Source organism: Caballeronia sp. GAWG1-1 (assembly GCF_023631465.1).
Classification (GTDB): domain Bacteria; phylum Pseudomonadota; class Gammaproteobacteria; order Burkholderiales; family Burkholderiaceae; genus Caballeronia.
This window is the reverse complement of record NZ_JALQDB010000022.1, coordinates 1-14,440: the sequence shown is the minus strand read 5'-3', so window position 1 is coordinate 14,440 and position 14,440 is coordinate 1. Positions and strand designations below refer to the sequence as shown.

Here is a 14,440-nt window from a genome sequence, read left to right as displayed (position 1 = left end):
TTCTCGGAGAGGTCGCCGCTTCTCTTTGGACGCACGAAAGACAAAAGGGCGGTCCTCGCGGATCGCCCTTTCGTTTCAAACAGCGCGTAACCCAGGCCTTACGCTACCTGTCGCGCCTGACCGCCCTCGTTGTTTCTCCACCGCGTCAGCAGCGCATTCCACTTGATCCGCGCCGCCTTCACGTTGTTGTCCTTCACGTGGCCGTAACCGCGCATCGAATCCGGCAGATTCGCCAGTTCGATGGCAAGCGCCAGCTTCTGCGGCGTCAATCCACCGATCAGCTCCTTCACCAGCGCCTCGTATTCCACGATCAGCGCGCGCTCCATCTTCCGCTCCTCGGTTCTGCCGAACGGATCGAGCGCCGTGCCGCGCAGAAACTTGAGCTTCGCGAGCCCGCGCATGGCGGACATCATCCACGGGCCATATTGCTTTTTCACCAGATGGCCGTGCTGGTCCTTCTTCGACATGCTCGGCGGCGCGAGATGGAACTTGATCTTCCAGTCGCCTTCGAAACTGTTCTTCACCTTGTCGAGAAAAGCGGGGTCCGCATAGAGACGCGCGACTTCGTACTCGTCCTTGTACGCCATCAGCTTGTGCAGATTCTTCGCGACGGCTTCGGTCAATTGATATTGGCCATCGCCGACGCCGAGTTCCGCCTCGGCGGCACGTACCATTGCGACGAGTCGGCCATAACGCGTTGCATACGCGGTGTTCTGATACTTCGCAAGATAGTCGAGGCGCTTGTCGATGAGCGCGTCGAGCGCCTTCGGCGTGTGCAGCGCGATGATCTTGCCCGCGCCTTCCGGCGCGCTGCCGCGTTGCGCTTCGGTCAGCTTGCGTAGCGAGTCGAGATCGTGCGCGGCGCGACGGCCCCATTCGAACGCGGCCAGATTCTTTTCGACTTGCACGGCGTTCAACTCGATCGCGCGCACGAGCGATTCATGCCGCAACGGCACCCAGCCTTTTTGCCATGCGTAGCCGAGCACGAACGGATTCGTGTAGATGGCGTCGCCCATTAGCGCGACGGCGAAGCGGTTGGCATCGACGAGCGCGACATGTTCGCCCGCCGCCGCACGGATGTCGGCTTCAGCGCTCGCGCCGGGAAAGCGCCAGTTCGGGTCCTTGATGAACGCAGCGGTCGGCGTCTGCGCGCTGTTCACGACCACGCGCGTGTGATCCGGCTGCATGCGCGAGCCGCATTCGTCGCTGGCGGTGACGATCGCATCGCAACCGATGACGAGATCCGCCTCGCCCATGGCAATGCGCGTTGCGTGAATATCGCCCGGACGGTTGGCGATCTGCACGTGGCTCATCACCGCGCCGCCTTTCTGCGCGAGGCCGGTGACGTCGAGCACGGTCACGCCTTTCTGCTCCAGATGCGCCGCCATGCCGAGCAGCGCGCCGATGGTCACGACGCCCGTGCCGCCGACGCCCGTCACCAGCACGCCATATGGCCGGCCGATATCCGGTAGGTCAGGCGCGGGCAGGGCCGGCATGCCGCCGGCTTCGACAGTCGTCGCTTTGGGCTTCTTCAACTGACCGCCTTCGACCGTGACGAAACTCGGGCAAAAGCCGTTCAGACACGAATAGTCCTTGTTGCAGCTCGACTGATTGATCTGCCGCTTCGTGCCGTACTCGGTATCGAGCGGTTCGACCGAAAGGCAGTTCGACTTCACCGAACAGTCGCCACAACCTTCGCAAACCGCTTCGTTGATCACCACGCGCTTCGCCGGATCGGGAAACGCGCCGCGCTTTCTGCGGCGGCGCTTTTCGGTCGCGCAGGTTTGGTCGTAGATCAGGATGGACGTGCCGGGAATCTCGCGTAGTTGCCGCTGAATGTCGTCGAGTTCATCGCGATGATGCACGTCGATGCCCGGCGCGAGTCCCGTGCTCGGCGTGTACTTCTCGGGCTGATCCGTGACGATGACGATGCGCGCCGCGCCTTCCGCCGCGAGCTGATGCGTGATCTGCGGCACGGTCAGCACGCCGTCGACGGGTTGGCCGCCGGTCATCGCGACGGCGTCGTTATAAAGAATCTTGTAGGTGATGTTCACCTTCGCCGCGATCGCCGCGCGAATGGCGAGCAGGCCGGAGTGGAAGTAGGTGCCGTCGCCGAGATTGGCGAAGACGTGCTTGTCGTTCGTGAACGGCGCCTGGCCGACCCACGCGACGCCTTCGCCGCCCATCTGACTGAACGTGCTCGTGCTGCGGTCCATCCACACCGTCATGTAGTGGCAGCCGATTCCCGCCATCGCGCGCGAGCCTTCAGGCACGTTCGTCGACGTGTTGTGCGGACAGCCCGAGCAGAACCACGGCTTGCGCTCCACTTCCACACGCGGACGCGCGAGCGCTTTCTCTTTCGCCTCGATCACGGCAATGCGCGCCGCGATGCCCGCGCGTACATCGGCGGGCAGATCGAACTTTTCGAGACGCGTCGCAATGGCCTTCGCGATGATCGCTGGCGAGAGTTCGTAGTGCGCGGGCAGCAACCAGTTGCCCATCGGCACGGACCATTCGCCGCCTGCACCGTCTTTCTCGTCGAACTTGCCGAAGACGCGCGGACGTTGCGCATCGGGCCAGTTGTACAACTCTTCCTTGATCGCGTATTCGAGAATCTGGCGCTTTTCCTCGACCACCAGAATCTCGTCGAGACCGCGCGCGAATTCGTGCGCGCCTTGCGCTTCGAGCGGCCACACGCAGCCGACCTTATAGAGACGAATGCCGATTTGCGCGCAGGTGGCGTCGTCGAGACCGAGATCGGTCAACGCCTGACGCACGTCGAGGTACGCCTTGCCCGCCGTCATGATGCCGAAGCGTGCGTTGGGCGAATCGATTTCCACGCGGTCCAGCTTGTTCGCGCGCACGTAGGCGAGCGCGGCGTACCACTTGTAGTCGAGCAGACGCGCTTCCTGCACGAGCGGCGGATCGGGCCAGCGAATGTTCAGGCCGCCGTCGGGCATGGCGAAATCGGTCGGAATCACGATCTTCGTGCGATGCGGATCGATATCCACCGACGCCGACGATTCCACCACGTCGGTCACGCATTTCATCGCGACCCAGAGGCCGGAGTAGCGGCTCATCGCCCAGCCGTGCAGGCCGAAGTCGAGATATTCCTGCACGTTCGACGGAAACAGAACCGGCAGGCCGCACGCCTTGAAAATGTGTTCGGATTGATGCGCGAGCGTCGATGACTTCGCGGCGTGGTCGTCACCAGCGAGCACGAGCACGCCGCCGTGCGTCGCCGAACCAGCCGAATTGCCGTGTTTGAAGACATCGCCGGTGCGGTCGACGCCCGGACCCTTGCCATACCACATCGAGAAGACGCCGTCGTATTTGGCGCTCGGGTACAGGTTGACCTGTTGCGAGCCCCAAACGGCGGTGGCCGCGAGGTCTTCGTTGACGCCGGGCTGAAACACGACCTGATGTCCGGCGAGATGCTTTTTCGCCTTCCAGAGCGACTGGTCGAGTCCGCCGAGCGGCGACCCGCGATAACCGGAAATGAATCCAGCGGTGTTAAGGCCAGCGGCTTTGTCGCGCTCTTGCTGCAGCATCGGCAGACGCACCAGCGCCTGGATGCCGCTCATATAGGCGCGGCCGCGTTCCAGCGTGTATTTGTCGTCTAGCGTGACGGATTTGAGTGCGGCTTCTAGCGAAGCTCTTTGTTCTGCGTCTAGCGGGGCGTTCATTCTGTGTACTCCTCCACCCGAGTTTGGGATCACCAAAGCATGTTCCGGGCCGCAGCGTCTTGTGAACGCTCAGGCCGGGACTTCCCAGTTTGCCGATGCTCACGGATTTCAGACAGTGGTACTAACCCGTTGAAAAATACGCACTTACTCGCGCTTTGCATTAAAACGTTGCCGCAAGTGGGCGATTCAGGACAGTTTTGTTACGGCGTGTAAGTTCGACCGAATCGCGGAACCCATGCGCGGATGCATGTCTAAATGAACGCTTGTGGGGAATGCGCGCCATTCCGGAAGGAATGCGGCGGTCGTTGCAAGTGCCGTAAATCGCAGTCAGAAGGAGTCAATAAAAAATGAAGCAAGGTCACATCCAGAGCTTTTTAATGGTCTCGGCGGCCTTTTTCGCTATCAACGCACCGATTGGCGGTGCGCGTGCGAATGCGCCGCAAAATGCGGCATCGCCCGTTCCGCGAATTTCGCAAGTCCGCGTGCCGTCGGCACAAACCGGCGCCGGCATGCGCCGTAAATCCGAACGCAGCGACGACACGGCCGCATAAAGCCAATCGCTCTATTCTTTGCGGCTCGGCGTTGTCGAACGAACCGCGGAAAAGAAGAAGGGACATGAACCTGAGTGGTCATGTCCCTTTTCTTTTAGCGCTTACGCTGGTTACTAGTTGGCGGTCGTGTCTTTGAGCACGCCACGGCGCATCTGATCCAGTTCGATCGATTCGAACAGCGCCTTGAAGTTGCCTTCACCGAAGCCCTGATTGCCCTTGCGCTGAATGATCTCGAAGAAAATCGGCCCGATCTGGTTCTCGGTGAAGATTTGCAGCAGGATTTCGTCGTGCACACCGTCGATCAAAATCTTGCGCTTCTTTAGTTCCGCGACCGATTCGCCGTGGTCCGGCACGCGCCGGTCCACGAGTTCATAGTAAGTGTCGATGGTATCGAGAAGCGCGATTTTCGACGCGCGAAGGCCGTCGACCGTGTTGTAGATGTCGTCCGTCCCGAGCGCGATGTGCTGAATGCCTTCGCCGCGATACGCGTCCAGATATTCCTGAATCTGGCCGGCATTTTCCGAACCTTCTTCGTTGATCGGAATACGGATCTTGCCGCAGGGCGAGCTCATCGCCTTGGACTTGACCGCCGTCACTTTCCCTTCGATGTCGAAATAACGCGCTTCGCGGAAATTGAAAAGCCGCTCGTAAAACTCGGCCCATTCGACCATCCGGCCGCGATGCACGTTATGCGTGAGGTGATCGATATACGTGAGGCCGTTGCCAACCGGATTCGGCGAAGCGCCGGGAATTGGCTCGAAATCGACGTCGTAAATGCTGATGTCGCCGATGCTGCCCGGCTGCGCGCCGTTTTTGCCGCGCCAGCGATCGACGAAGTAGATCAGCGAATCGCCGATTCCCTTGATCGCCGGAATGTTCAATTCCATCGGGCCGTTCTTGTTGTCGAAGCCCCACGCGCCCAAGTCCAGCGCGCGTTTGTAGGCTTGAGCGGCATCGGCGACGCGGAATGCGATGGCGCAAATCGACGGGCCGTGCAGACGCGCAAAGCGCTGCGCGAACGAATCCGGCTCTGCATTGACGATGAAATTGATTTCGCCTTGCCGGTAAAGCGTCACGTCCTTGTGACGGTGCCGCGCAATGGCGGTGAAACCCATTTGCTCGAACAGTTTGCCGAGCGCGACGGGATCGGGCGCGGTGTATTCGATGAATTCGAAGCCGTCGGTGCCAACGGGATTTTCCCAAGTCGATGCGGTCATGCGCGTGTCTCCTGATGTTCGTTTCGATATCGAGACAGTCTAGTCAAGCTGGAGCAGCAAAAGCTTGCGAAACAAATCGCGTGTTTCTAGAATTGCGCAACAACCTGCCGTATCGCGCCTCAAACGAGCCAGAACGTGCCTGGAATAGAACTCGACACCATCGACAGGAAGATTCTCGCGATCCTTCAGGAAAACGGCCGGCTTTCGAATCAGGAAATCGCGGATAGAGTCAGTTTGTCACCGAGTCCGTGCTTGCGGCGCATTCGGCGCCTGGAAGAACTTGGCGTGATTCGCGGCTACGTCGCGCTGCTCGACGCGAAAAAGCTCGGGCTTGGGCTGCTCGCCTACATCAACGTGCGACTGGAAAAACGCGGCGGCGTTCCACTCGCGGCCGGGTCGCAGAATCCGCCAACGCATGCCGATCTGTTTCGCGACGCGGTGCGCGCGTGGGACGAAGTCGTCGCGTGCGACGCGATGACTGGCGAAATGGACTTTCTGCTGCGCGTTCAGGTACGCGACATGGAGCACTTTTCGCGCTTCATGCAGGAACGACTGCTGCACCATCCTTCGGTGATCGACGTGCGTTCGAGTTTCTCGCTCGAACGAATCAAGGACACGACGGCGCTGCCGTTGCGTTGAAATGAAGAAAGGGCGGTCAGAGCCGCCCTTTCTTTGGTGAGATACGTGGACTGCGATTCAGGCCACGGTTGCCGCAGGCATGAACGCCTGAAAAACCTTCGACGCCCGATGGGCCTGCCGTTTGATCGCGTAATCGAAGACGGCGGCCTGTTCCTGAAGCATCTCGGCCATGATGCTGCCTTGATCGGCGGGCGCGAGCGAGAGATACGCGTCCGCTTCGCCATATGCGTATTCGATCTTCATCCCCGATTTCCGGGCGATGTGCATCATGGTCTTGTTGCGCGACAAACAATGCATGTAGAGCTGCGAGACTTTCGAATTGCGGCTGCGCATGGCGGCGCGCTCGAACATTTTGGTGCCGATGCCCCGGCCACGCGCGCTTTCGAGAACCGAGACGCCGAACTCGGCGGTACGCTTTTCGCCATCGACTGGAAGATAGGCCAGATGGCCGACGCCGATCAACTGCAGCGCGTTGTCGAACACGCCAAAAACGGTGTCGTTAGCAAAGTTGATGTTGCGAACGTAATTTTCGATGACGTGATCCGGCACGATCTGCCCGAAACGCAGCAGTCGGTCGTCTTCATCGAGCGCGAGGAAGTGTGTCTGCAGCCGTTCGCGATCAGCCGACGACAACTCGCGGACCAGAACCGGCAGACGCGCGGATGCAGGCAGCGGATCGCTAGCGACTATCTGCGCGGCAGTGCGGTCGATGTTCAATTCCACGATGATTCTCCTCGGTGATGCGGGCATGTTGCACAGCAAAAACAATTTTAGCCCAATCGAGGAAAGCGGGTACGGGAAAACCCTTAATCAAAGCTGGAGGAGACGTTCTAAATAGCTACGGAAAACGTTTGTATTCTATATAAATCAATGACTTATAGAGTGTGTCAGCGTGCAACAGCTTCATTGCTGCAACGCAATATCGCTCAGGCTTCGGTGTTCAGGCCGTTTTCGATCATCGCGACGACTTGCTCGCCGAACTCACGATATCCGAGCCTGCCGCCCGGTTTGAGCCACGTGAAAGTCCAGTTGATCATGCCGAAAACCATCATGGTCAGCGCGGTTTGGTTTTCTCTCGTCACGCGCTTCGGGTACGCGCGCGCCAGTTGCCGCGCGAACGCAGCGACGATATCCCGCTGGCGATCCAGCACGATCTCGCGCTGCACGTCTTCCAGATATTTGACGTCGTTCAATAGCGCGACGTGCCGGCTATGAGAGGTCTCGTATTCGGCAAGGAACGCCCGCACCAGTTCAGCGAAAGCCTCGCGCTCGCCCAGTCCGCGTCGCTGGCTCGCGGCTTCCACTTCCGCGATGATCAGCATCAGCCGCTTGGTGTAGCGGTCGAGCAGATCGAAAAGAATCGCTTCCTTGCTCTCGTAATAATGATAGAGGCGCGCTTTCGACGTGCCGCTCGCGGCTGCCAAGTCGGCCATCGACGTGCTGGGGTAACTCGTCTGCGCAAATTTCGCGGCGGCAAGCTCCAGAATCTGCTCGCGTTGCGTCTCGTGATCGGGCGCTTTGGTTCGGGCCATTGGGTCGGAAGATGCGTTCTTGTCGGTTTTAGCGCCGCAATTCGGCCTGCACGATATCCGACGGCGTGCCGCGTATTTTAAGCCGCCCCGCCGTGACGAGTTCGCGGCATCGCCAGAAAGCGATCGAATCGCTGAGAAGGAAATCGAAGCGGCGCGCCATTGCGCCACCGGCGATCCGCCGCGCGGGCTGCCATTCGGGGCTGGCTAGGTCGAGCAGGGCTTCGTCGACGTCGAACCAGCTTCCCGAAACCAGCATGTTGTCGCGCAGCCGACGTGTCTCCGCGCTCGCATGCTTCGCCTCCTGCCATTCGAGCGCCAGCCGGCTAATGCGCAGCACCGAAATCGGCGCGGCGCTCGGCAACTTCTTTAGCAACTGTCCAGGTGAAAACATGCCGACAGCGGTCGCGCGATCGGCACGCCGGAGCGGATCTGAATGCGCGTCGGATGCTTCGATCGGCAGGTCGTCGTAGTTGAGCTTCGCCTCGTTAAGACGTTGCGGCACGTTGCGCAGATGGTAGGCGACGCGCCGCAAGGTGAGCTGGTCGGCCGCACTCTGTCCGTGCCACACGACAATCTGCGCGTCGCCGCGCACGAGGCGTGTCAAGAGCGCCTGCTGCGCTTCGAGCTCGTCCTCGAATTCATTCGTGCTGGTGAGCACTTGACGCCAAAACGCTGCGCGCGTGAGCGAAGTGTCGTCGGCGTCTCTGAGCGGGCCGACCGCGAGATCGTCGCGCAGAGGGATGACACGGTCTGGACGGTCGGCTAGTCGAAGCGCTTCGGTGAGAGACAGGGCCGCGCTGTCGCCATTGGTGACGTGGATCGTGGTCATTGTTGTGGATTTGCCAGAAGGACTCGCGTTTTGCCGCTCGGACGAGCAGCAATCAGTCTACGCGAATCGATTTGCGACCGGCTGTGGGCTGGCGCGCTTCGGCAAACCATTTCAGAAGCGCGAACGGCGCGACCGCGAGGCCACGCCGTTCTAGCCGAAAGACGCCTTACCGCGTGCCGCTGGCGGTGAAATCCTCGGCATCGACGTCGTAGCCGGACGGTTCCCAGTGCACCGCGAACAGCGCAATCAAGCCGAGAAGCGGCGCAACCGCGATGATCCAGAACACCTTCGTGCCCAGCGCCGCCGACAGCACCGGAAACAGGAACAGGGACACGGTGGAACTAGCGCGCATCAACGTCTGATTGAAGCCGACGCCCACGCCGCGCAATGACGTCGGATAACTCAGCGACGCAAACGTCATGCTGTGCGAGCCTGGTCCGACGCCCTGGCCGAGCAGGAACGCGGCGAGCAGCGCGATCGCGATCGCCACCTGCGCACCGGTTGCCGGTTTGCCGACGACAGCGAGCCCGACGAGCGCCACCAACTGAAACGCGTAGCCGATCACGGTCAGATTCCACGCGCCGTACTTCGGCACGGTGCGCACGGAGAACAGGCCGCCCGCGAACGCGAACAGCAGATTGAGCGCGAGCGAGGCGAGGATCGTGGTGAGCATCGACTGCGCGAGGAAGCTCGAAATGATCACCGGCAAGCCGAACGCGACCGCGTTGTAGGCGAAGGACGATGCAATCGCAATGACGGTCGCGAGCACGGTTCTGCGTAAATACACGCCGCGCAGAAGCGCGCCGTAGTTGCTCCACGTCGCCTTGCGCGCCTTCGGAACGGTCGACGCAGCCGCTTCGACGCGAACCTCGACGCCATACGAACGTTTGAGAATCTCGGCGGCGCCCTTTAGATCGCCCTGATTCGCGGCCCACACGGGCGACTCGCTCATGTAACGGCTGCGAATTGCGATGATGAGAATGGCCGGCACAGCGCCGAAGCCGAGAATCAGCCGCCACAGCAAGCCTGCGTGATGCGCCGGCAGCACCGCGTACAAACCGAGCACCAGCAGATAGGACACGCTGATCGCGGCGTACCACGTTGGACACCACATGGCGACGCGCGCGGCCTTGTTGCCACGGCCTTGCAGACGCGAAAATTCGGCGAGAAAGGCCATTGCCACCGGAAGATCGATGCCGACGCCCAGCCCCATCACGAAGCGCGCGCCGCCGAGCACCCACGCGTTGGGCGCGAACGCGCAAGCAATGGCCGCGATCACAAAGAAGAACATATCGGCCATGAAGACGCGGTATCGGCCGATCTTGTCGGTGAGATAGCCGCCGAGAAATGCGCCGATGATCGCGCCGAACGTGATCGCCGATGCGACGAAACCGGTTCCCGTCGGGCTCAGCGAGAACTCACGGGCGATGTCCTTGATGCCGAACGCGAGCGCGCCGAGATCGTAGGCATCGAGGAAAATGCCGCCGAGCGCGATGGCGACGACCACGCGCGCGTCGCTGCCGATGGCGGCGCCACGATTGACGAGGCTGGAGACATCGGCGGCGCTGCGGATGACGGGGCGCGCATCGGCGGCGGCCGGAGCGGAAGCGCGTTCGGACGCGAGTGAGACGGACATAAGCGGGCGGAAAGTGAAAAAGTGTTGATGCAGCGAATCGCGCGATGCTACTGGCAGGGCTTGCCGCGACCAAATTCTTTTTTGTTATTTAATGACTTACGCGCGCCGGCGGGCTTTTCAGGCTGCAAGTTTCATCGGCGCGGATGCGACAATCGCGGCTCTTTCTCTTTTTCCATTCAGCATGGCGCCTGCAGAAAACATCGAAACGGTGAACGTCGCGGTCGTCGGTGGCGGACCGGCCGGGCTCATGGCCGCCGAGGCGCTCGCGGCGGGCGGCGCGCGCGTGGATGTCTTCGACGCGATGCCATCGGTCGGCCGCAAATTCCTGATGGCGGGCAAGGGCGGCATGAATCTGACGCACTCCGAAGCTGCCGACGCGTTTCTAGGCCGCTACGGCGCGCGCAGCGCCGAAATCGCGCCACTCCTTGCTCGCTTCGATGCCGACGCGCTTCGCCAATGGGTGCACGGCCTTGGCGTGGAAACGTTCGTCGGCAGTTCCGGCCGCGTCTTTCCGCGCGACATGAAGGCCGCGCCGATGCTGCGGGCCTGGCTGCATCGGCTGCGCGCGTCCGGCGTGACGCTGCACATGCGGCATCGATGGCTCGGTTTCACCGACGACGGCGCCTCGATCTCGCGCTTCGCGACGCCCGACGGGGAAAAGTGCATTCGTCACGACGCGCTGATTCTCGCAGCGGGAGGCGCGAGCTGGCCGCAACTCGGCTCGGATGGCGGCGCAATCGCGCATCTCGCCGCGCGCGGTGTGCCGGTGCGGCCTTTCGTGCCGTCCAATTGCGGTTTCGATACCGACTGGTCGCCGCATTTCCAAAGCCGCTTCGCGGGCGAACCGCTCAAGGCGGTGGCGATCGGTGTGGCGCGCGCGGACGGCCGGCTCGACTGGCGCACCGGCGAAGCGCTGATTACGGACCACGGTATCGAAGGAAGTCTGATTTACGCGCTGTCGGCGCCAATCCGCAATCGGCTCGCCGAAAACGACGGCGGAGCATCGACCATTCTGCTCGATCTCGTTCCGCAGCTTTCCGCCGAGCGGGTGCGTGCGGAGGTGCTGCATCCTCGTGGCGCGCGCTCGCTGTCGAGTCATTTGCAAAGCCGCCTTCATCTGACCGGCGTGAAAGCGGGCTTGCTGCGGGAATGTCTGACAAAGGCGGATTTCGGCGATCCCGAAACGCTCGCCGCTCGCATCAAGGCGCTGCCGTTGCGCGTTTTACGCCCGCGTCCGATCGCCGAGGCGATCAGCAGCGCGGGCGGCGTGGCGTTCGAAGCGCTCGACGAGCGCTCGATGCTTACCGCGCTGCCCGGCGTCTTCTGCGCGGGCGAAATGCTCGACTGGGAAGCGCCGACAGGCGGTTATTTATTGACGGCGTGTTTTGCGAGCGGGCTCGTGGCTGGGGAAGGCGCGCTCGCTTGGCTGGCGTCGCGCGGCTGAAGCGCGCTCAGGCCGCCACCAAGCGCCACAACGAAGTCACTTCCTTCGAGCGCGCCGCATACAGCGGATCGGTTTTATCGAATGCACGCGGATGCTGCGGCCGAATATCGATGCGGCCATCCACTTTCAATTTTGCCGCGTCGATCCACTCCTGCAACTGCGCGCGCGTGCGCAGCCCGAGATGCTCGGCGAAATCGGACAGAATCAGCCAGCCTTCGCCGCCGGGCGTGAGATGCGCGGCGAGGCCATCGAGAAAGCCGCGCAGCATCCGGCTTTCGGGATCGTAGATCGCGTGCTCGATCGCCGAACTCGGCCGCGCGGGCAGCCACGGCGGATTGCACACGACGAGCGGCGCGCGTCCTTCAGGAAAGAGATTCGCTTCGACCACATTCACTTGGCGATTCAGCCCGAGCTGCCCGATGTTCTCGCGTGCACAAGCCAACGCACGCGGATCGAGGTCCGTCGCGACGATTCGTTCGACGCCGCGCCGTGCAAGCACCGCCGCCAAAACGCCCGTACCGGTGCCGATATCGAAGGCCAGCGAAGTCGACGGAAGCGGCTGATTGGCAACGAGGTTGATGTATTCGCCGCGCACAGGCGAGAAAACGCCGTAATAGGGATGAATTTTCCCGCCCACCGCCGCGACATCCACGCCTTTCTTGCGCCACTCGTGCGCGCCGACTAGCCCGAGCACTTCTCGCAACGAAACCACCGACGCGTCACGAGCCGCGCCGTACGCTTCTTCGCACGCTTCCTGTACATTCGGCGCGCGGCGCAGCGGAATCGCATACTGCTCGTCTAGCGGCAGAAGCAGCATCGCCAGCGTTCGCGCACGTTGCGACTGCGCCAGACGATGCAGATTGAAGGTATCGACCGGCGAAGCAGCCGCCGCTTTTTCCCTTTCCGCCGCCGCCTTTTTCGGCTTGCGCGGCTTGTTGTCGATACGGCGCGCCATCGCCTGAAGCAACTGCCGCGCGTTTTGATAATCTCCGCGCCAAAGAATGCCGGTTCCTTCGCAGGCAAGGCGATACGCGTTGTCGGCCGTCATCTGGTCGTCGCCAATGACAATACGCTTAGGCGCCGGGTTGCTGCTTTCCGAACGCCAGCGGGCGGAGCGTTCTTCGCCGTCCTCTTCCCAGTGCAGGATTGGCGGAGTGTCGGCGTGAGGCGTGCTTTTAGATTGCATTGTTGTCTTTTGATGTGCGGGCCAGCGGCTGCCGGCCGCAAAGTGAACTGGCAGCATTTTGATGCCATTTCACTCGCGCCGGTCGCACCTTTCGAGTTTTGAAGGCGAATCGGGCGCGGTCGATCAGGCACAATCCACGTTTTGTCACAATCGAGCGCTCGTCGGAACGCCATCGCCGAATGAAATTCAGAATCATTGCCTCGCTGTGCGCGGCCGCGCTTGCCGCGCAATTCGCCTTCGCGCCGCAGACGCTCGCCGCCGAACCCGCCGACGCCGCGGCCAATGAACATTGGGTCAGCGCCTGGGGCACGGTTTTGCAGTCCATTCCCCAATTAGCCAATCTGCCGCCGCTGTACCGGGCACCTGAAGTGGGCGGGCGGACGGTTCGGCAGTTGATCTATCCGCAACTCGACGGGAAACGACTTCGGCTGCGCGTCAGCAATCTGTATGGAACGGAGCCGCTTGTCATCGAATCGATGAGCGTCTCGAATGCCGTCAGCGGCAGCAGTCCGGCCATCCGCGCGGGTAGCGCAAAGCCAGTGGCGTTCGGTGGACACAACGCGGTAACCGTTCCGCCAGGCGGCCAGGCGACCAGCGATCCCATAGCGTTCGATGTCACCGCGTTCCAGCCAGTCGCTGTGAGCACATTCATGGGTAAGGATCAGAAACTCGTGGCGTGGCATCGGGTCTCGAGTCAGGTGAATTACGTTTCGTCGCCCGGCAATCACGCAAACGACGCTTCCGCCGATGCGTTTCGCACGCGCTTCACCCAATACGCGTGGCTGACGAATGTGTCGGTCGAGCATCTGTCCGCGCAGACGGTGGTGGCAATCGGCGATTCAATCACGGACGGCATGCGCTCGACGCTGAATGCCAACCGAAGCTGGCCGGATGTGCTCGCCAGACAGGTCGCGCAGAAAAGTGGCGGTCAGGCGGCGATAGTGAACGCGGGCATCAGCGGCAATCGGCTCCTCAGCAATTCGCCGTGCTATGGAGAGGCGCTCGTCAGCCGTTTCGAGCGCGACGCGCTGCGTCAGCCGGGCGTGCGGGCGATTATCGTGTTGATCGGCATCAACGACATCAACTTTGCGGCGATGCCCGCGCACGCCGGACTCGACTGCGACGCGCCGCACACGGAAGTCAACGCCGACGCGCTGGTGCGCGGATACCAGCGGCTGATTGCGCAGGCGCATCAGCGCGGCATCAAGATCTACGGCGCGACGCTCACGCCCGCAGCGCTGTCGCCGGAACGCGAGGCCATCCGGACGGCGGTGAACGCGTCGATCCGTTCGAGCCATGCGTTCGATGGCGTGATCGATTTCGATCAAGCGCTTCGCGATCCGGCGCGCCCGAACGTCCTGCAACGGCGTTTCGATAGCGGCGACCACATCCATCCAAGCGATGCCGGCTACGCAGCGATGGCCGCAGCCGTTCCCTTCGACATGGTGTTTGGGCAGGCAAAAGCGGCGCATTGAGGTGCTTCAAAAAAAGTTGGCTCGCTGTCTTGCCATCGGCGTTCGCATCGCCTAATATTCCGCTCCTCGTCGCAAGACGGGAGCCGCCAGCGAAACAGGCGGACTCGAAGTCGGCAGATTTTGATGCGAAAGCGGAAATAAGCTGTTGACAACGAGAAAAAGATTCCTCATAATCTCGTTTCTCTGCTGCGGATGCAGCGACGCAAGACGAAGCGGTGCTGAGCAAAATGCTTGGTGCGCTTGGC

Annotated in this window: 10 protein-coding genes; 3 read left to right on the top strand and 7 right to left on the bottom strand. The window is 61.8% G+C overall.

Annotated elements, in window-relative coordinates; genetic code table 11:
- Positions 1–98: 98 nt before the first annotated feature.
- Positions 99–3,686, bottom strand: a complete 3,588-nt coding sequence (locus NCT03_RS13070; RefSeq protein WP_250465907.1) for an indolepyruvate ferredoxin oxidoreductase family protein — start codon at positions 3,684–3,686, stop codon at positions 99–101.
- A gap of 664 nt (positions 3,687–4,350) precedes the next feature.
- Entirely contained in the window at positions 4,351–5,454 is a 1,104-nt protein-coding gene (hppD, locus tag NCT03_RS13065; RefSeq protein WP_244826454.1) for a 4-hydroxyphenylpyruvate dioxygenase, read from the bottom strand.
- 135 nt (positions 5,455–5,589) lie between these two features.
- Here hppD and NCT03_RS13060 point away from each other — a divergent pair, with 135 nt between their 5' ends.
- Entirely contained in the window at positions 5,590–6,093 is a 504-nt protein-coding gene (locus NCT03_RS13060) for an Lrp/AsnC family transcriptional regulator (RefSeq protein WP_250465903.1), read from the top strand.
- Positions 6,094–6,150: 57 nt separating this feature from the next.
- On the opposite strand, the gene NCT03_RS13055 is transcribed toward NCT03_RS13060, so the two are convergent.
- The 4 genes from NCT03_RS13055 to NCT03_RS13040 form a co-directional block, all read right to left on the bottom strand.
- On the bottom strand, positions 6,151–6,843 hold the full coding sequence (locus NCT03_RS13055) for a GNAT family N-acetyltransferase (protein ID WP_284503222.1): 693 nt from the start codon (positions 6,841–6,843) through the stop codon (positions 6,151–6,153).
- Between the two features lie 176 nt (positions 6,844–7,019).
- Positions 7,020–7,625, bottom strand: a complete 606-nt coding sequence (locus tag NCT03_RS13050; protein WP_250465897.1) for a TetR/AcrR family transcriptional regulator — start codon at positions 7,623–7,625, stop codon at positions 7,020–7,022.
- 28 nt (positions 7,626–7,653) lie between these two features.
- On the bottom strand, positions 7,654–8,454 hold the full coding sequence (locus tag NCT03_RS13045) for a DUF1835 domain-containing protein (RefSeq protein ID WP_250465895.1): 801 nt from the start codon (positions 8,452–8,454) through the stop codon (positions 7,654–7,656).
- 166 nt (positions 8,455–8,620) lie between these two features.
- The gene (locus tag NCT03_RS13040) at positions 8,621–10,090 is read right to left on the bottom strand and encodes an MFS transporter (protein WP_250465894.1); all 1,470 of its coding nucleotides are present in this window, start codon (positions 10,088–10,090) and stop codon (positions 8,621–8,623) included.
- 181 nt (positions 10,091–10,271) lie between these two features.
- Here NCT03_RS13040 and NCT03_RS13035 point away from each other — a divergent pair, with 181 nt between their 5' ends.
- Positions 10,272–11,534: a TIGR03862 family flavoprotein gene (locus NCT03_RS13035; RefSeq protein WP_250465892.1), complete on the top strand. Its 1,263-nt coding sequence runs from the start codon at positions 10,272–10,274 to the stop codon at positions 11,532–11,534.
- 7 nt (positions 11,535–11,541) lie between these two features.
- Here the strand turns inward: NCT03_RS13035 and NCT03_RS13030 are convergent, their stop codons facing one another.
- Entirely contained in the window at positions 11,542–12,720 is a 1,179-nt protein-coding gene (locus NCT03_RS13030) for a 50S ribosomal protein L11 methyltransferase (RefSeq protein ID WP_250465890.1), read from the bottom strand.
- A 179-nt stretch (positions 12,721–12,899) separates the two neighbouring features.
- Here NCT03_RS13030 and NCT03_RS13025 point away from each other — a divergent pair, with 179 nt between their 5' ends.
- Positions 12,900–14,195: an SGNH/GDSL hydrolase family protein gene (locus NCT03_RS13025; RefSeq protein ID WP_250465888.1), complete on the top strand. Its 1,296-nt coding sequence runs from the start codon at positions 12,900–12,902 to the stop codon at positions 14,193–14,195.
- Positions 14,196–14,440: the final 245 nt, after the last annotated feature.

Bases quoted from the DNA above. Each gene is read 5' to 3' on its own strand.
- NCT03_RS13070 (WP_250465907.1), bottom strand. From the start codon at position 3,686: ATGAACGCCCCGCTAGACGCAGAACAAAGAGCTTCGCTAGAAGCCGCA.
- hppD (WP_244826454.1), bottom strand. From the start codon at position 5,454: ATGACCGCATCGACTTGGGAAAATCCCGTTGGCACCGACGGCTTCGAA.
- NCT03_RS13055 (WP_284503222.1), bottom strand. From the start codon at position 6,843: ATGCCCGCATCACCGAGGAGAATCATCGTGGAATTGAACATCGACCGC.
- NCT03_RS13050 (WP_250465897.1), bottom strand. From the start codon at position 7,625: ATGGCCCGAACCAAAGCGCCCGATCACGAGACGCAACGCGAGCAGATT.
- NCT03_RS13045 (WP_250465895.1), bottom strand. From the start codon at position 8,454: ATGACCACGATCCACGTCACCAATGGCGACAGCGCGGCCCTGTCTCTC.
- NCT03_RS13040 (WP_250465894.1), bottom strand. From the start codon at position 10,090: ATGTCCGTCTCACTCGCGTCCGAACGCGCTTCCGCTCCGGCCGCCGCC.
- NCT03_RS13035 (WP_250465892.1), top strand. From the start codon at position 10,272: ATGGCGCCTGCAGAAAACATCGAAACGGTGAACGTCGCGGTCGTCGGT.
- NCT03_RS13030 (WP_250465890.1), bottom strand. From the start codon at position 12,720: ATGCAATCTAAAAGCACGCCTCACGCCGACACTCCGCCAATCCTGCAC.
- NCT03_RS13025 (WP_250465888.1), top strand. From the start codon at position 12,900: ATGAAATTCAGAATCATTGCCTCGCTGTGCGCGGCCGCGCTTGCCGCG.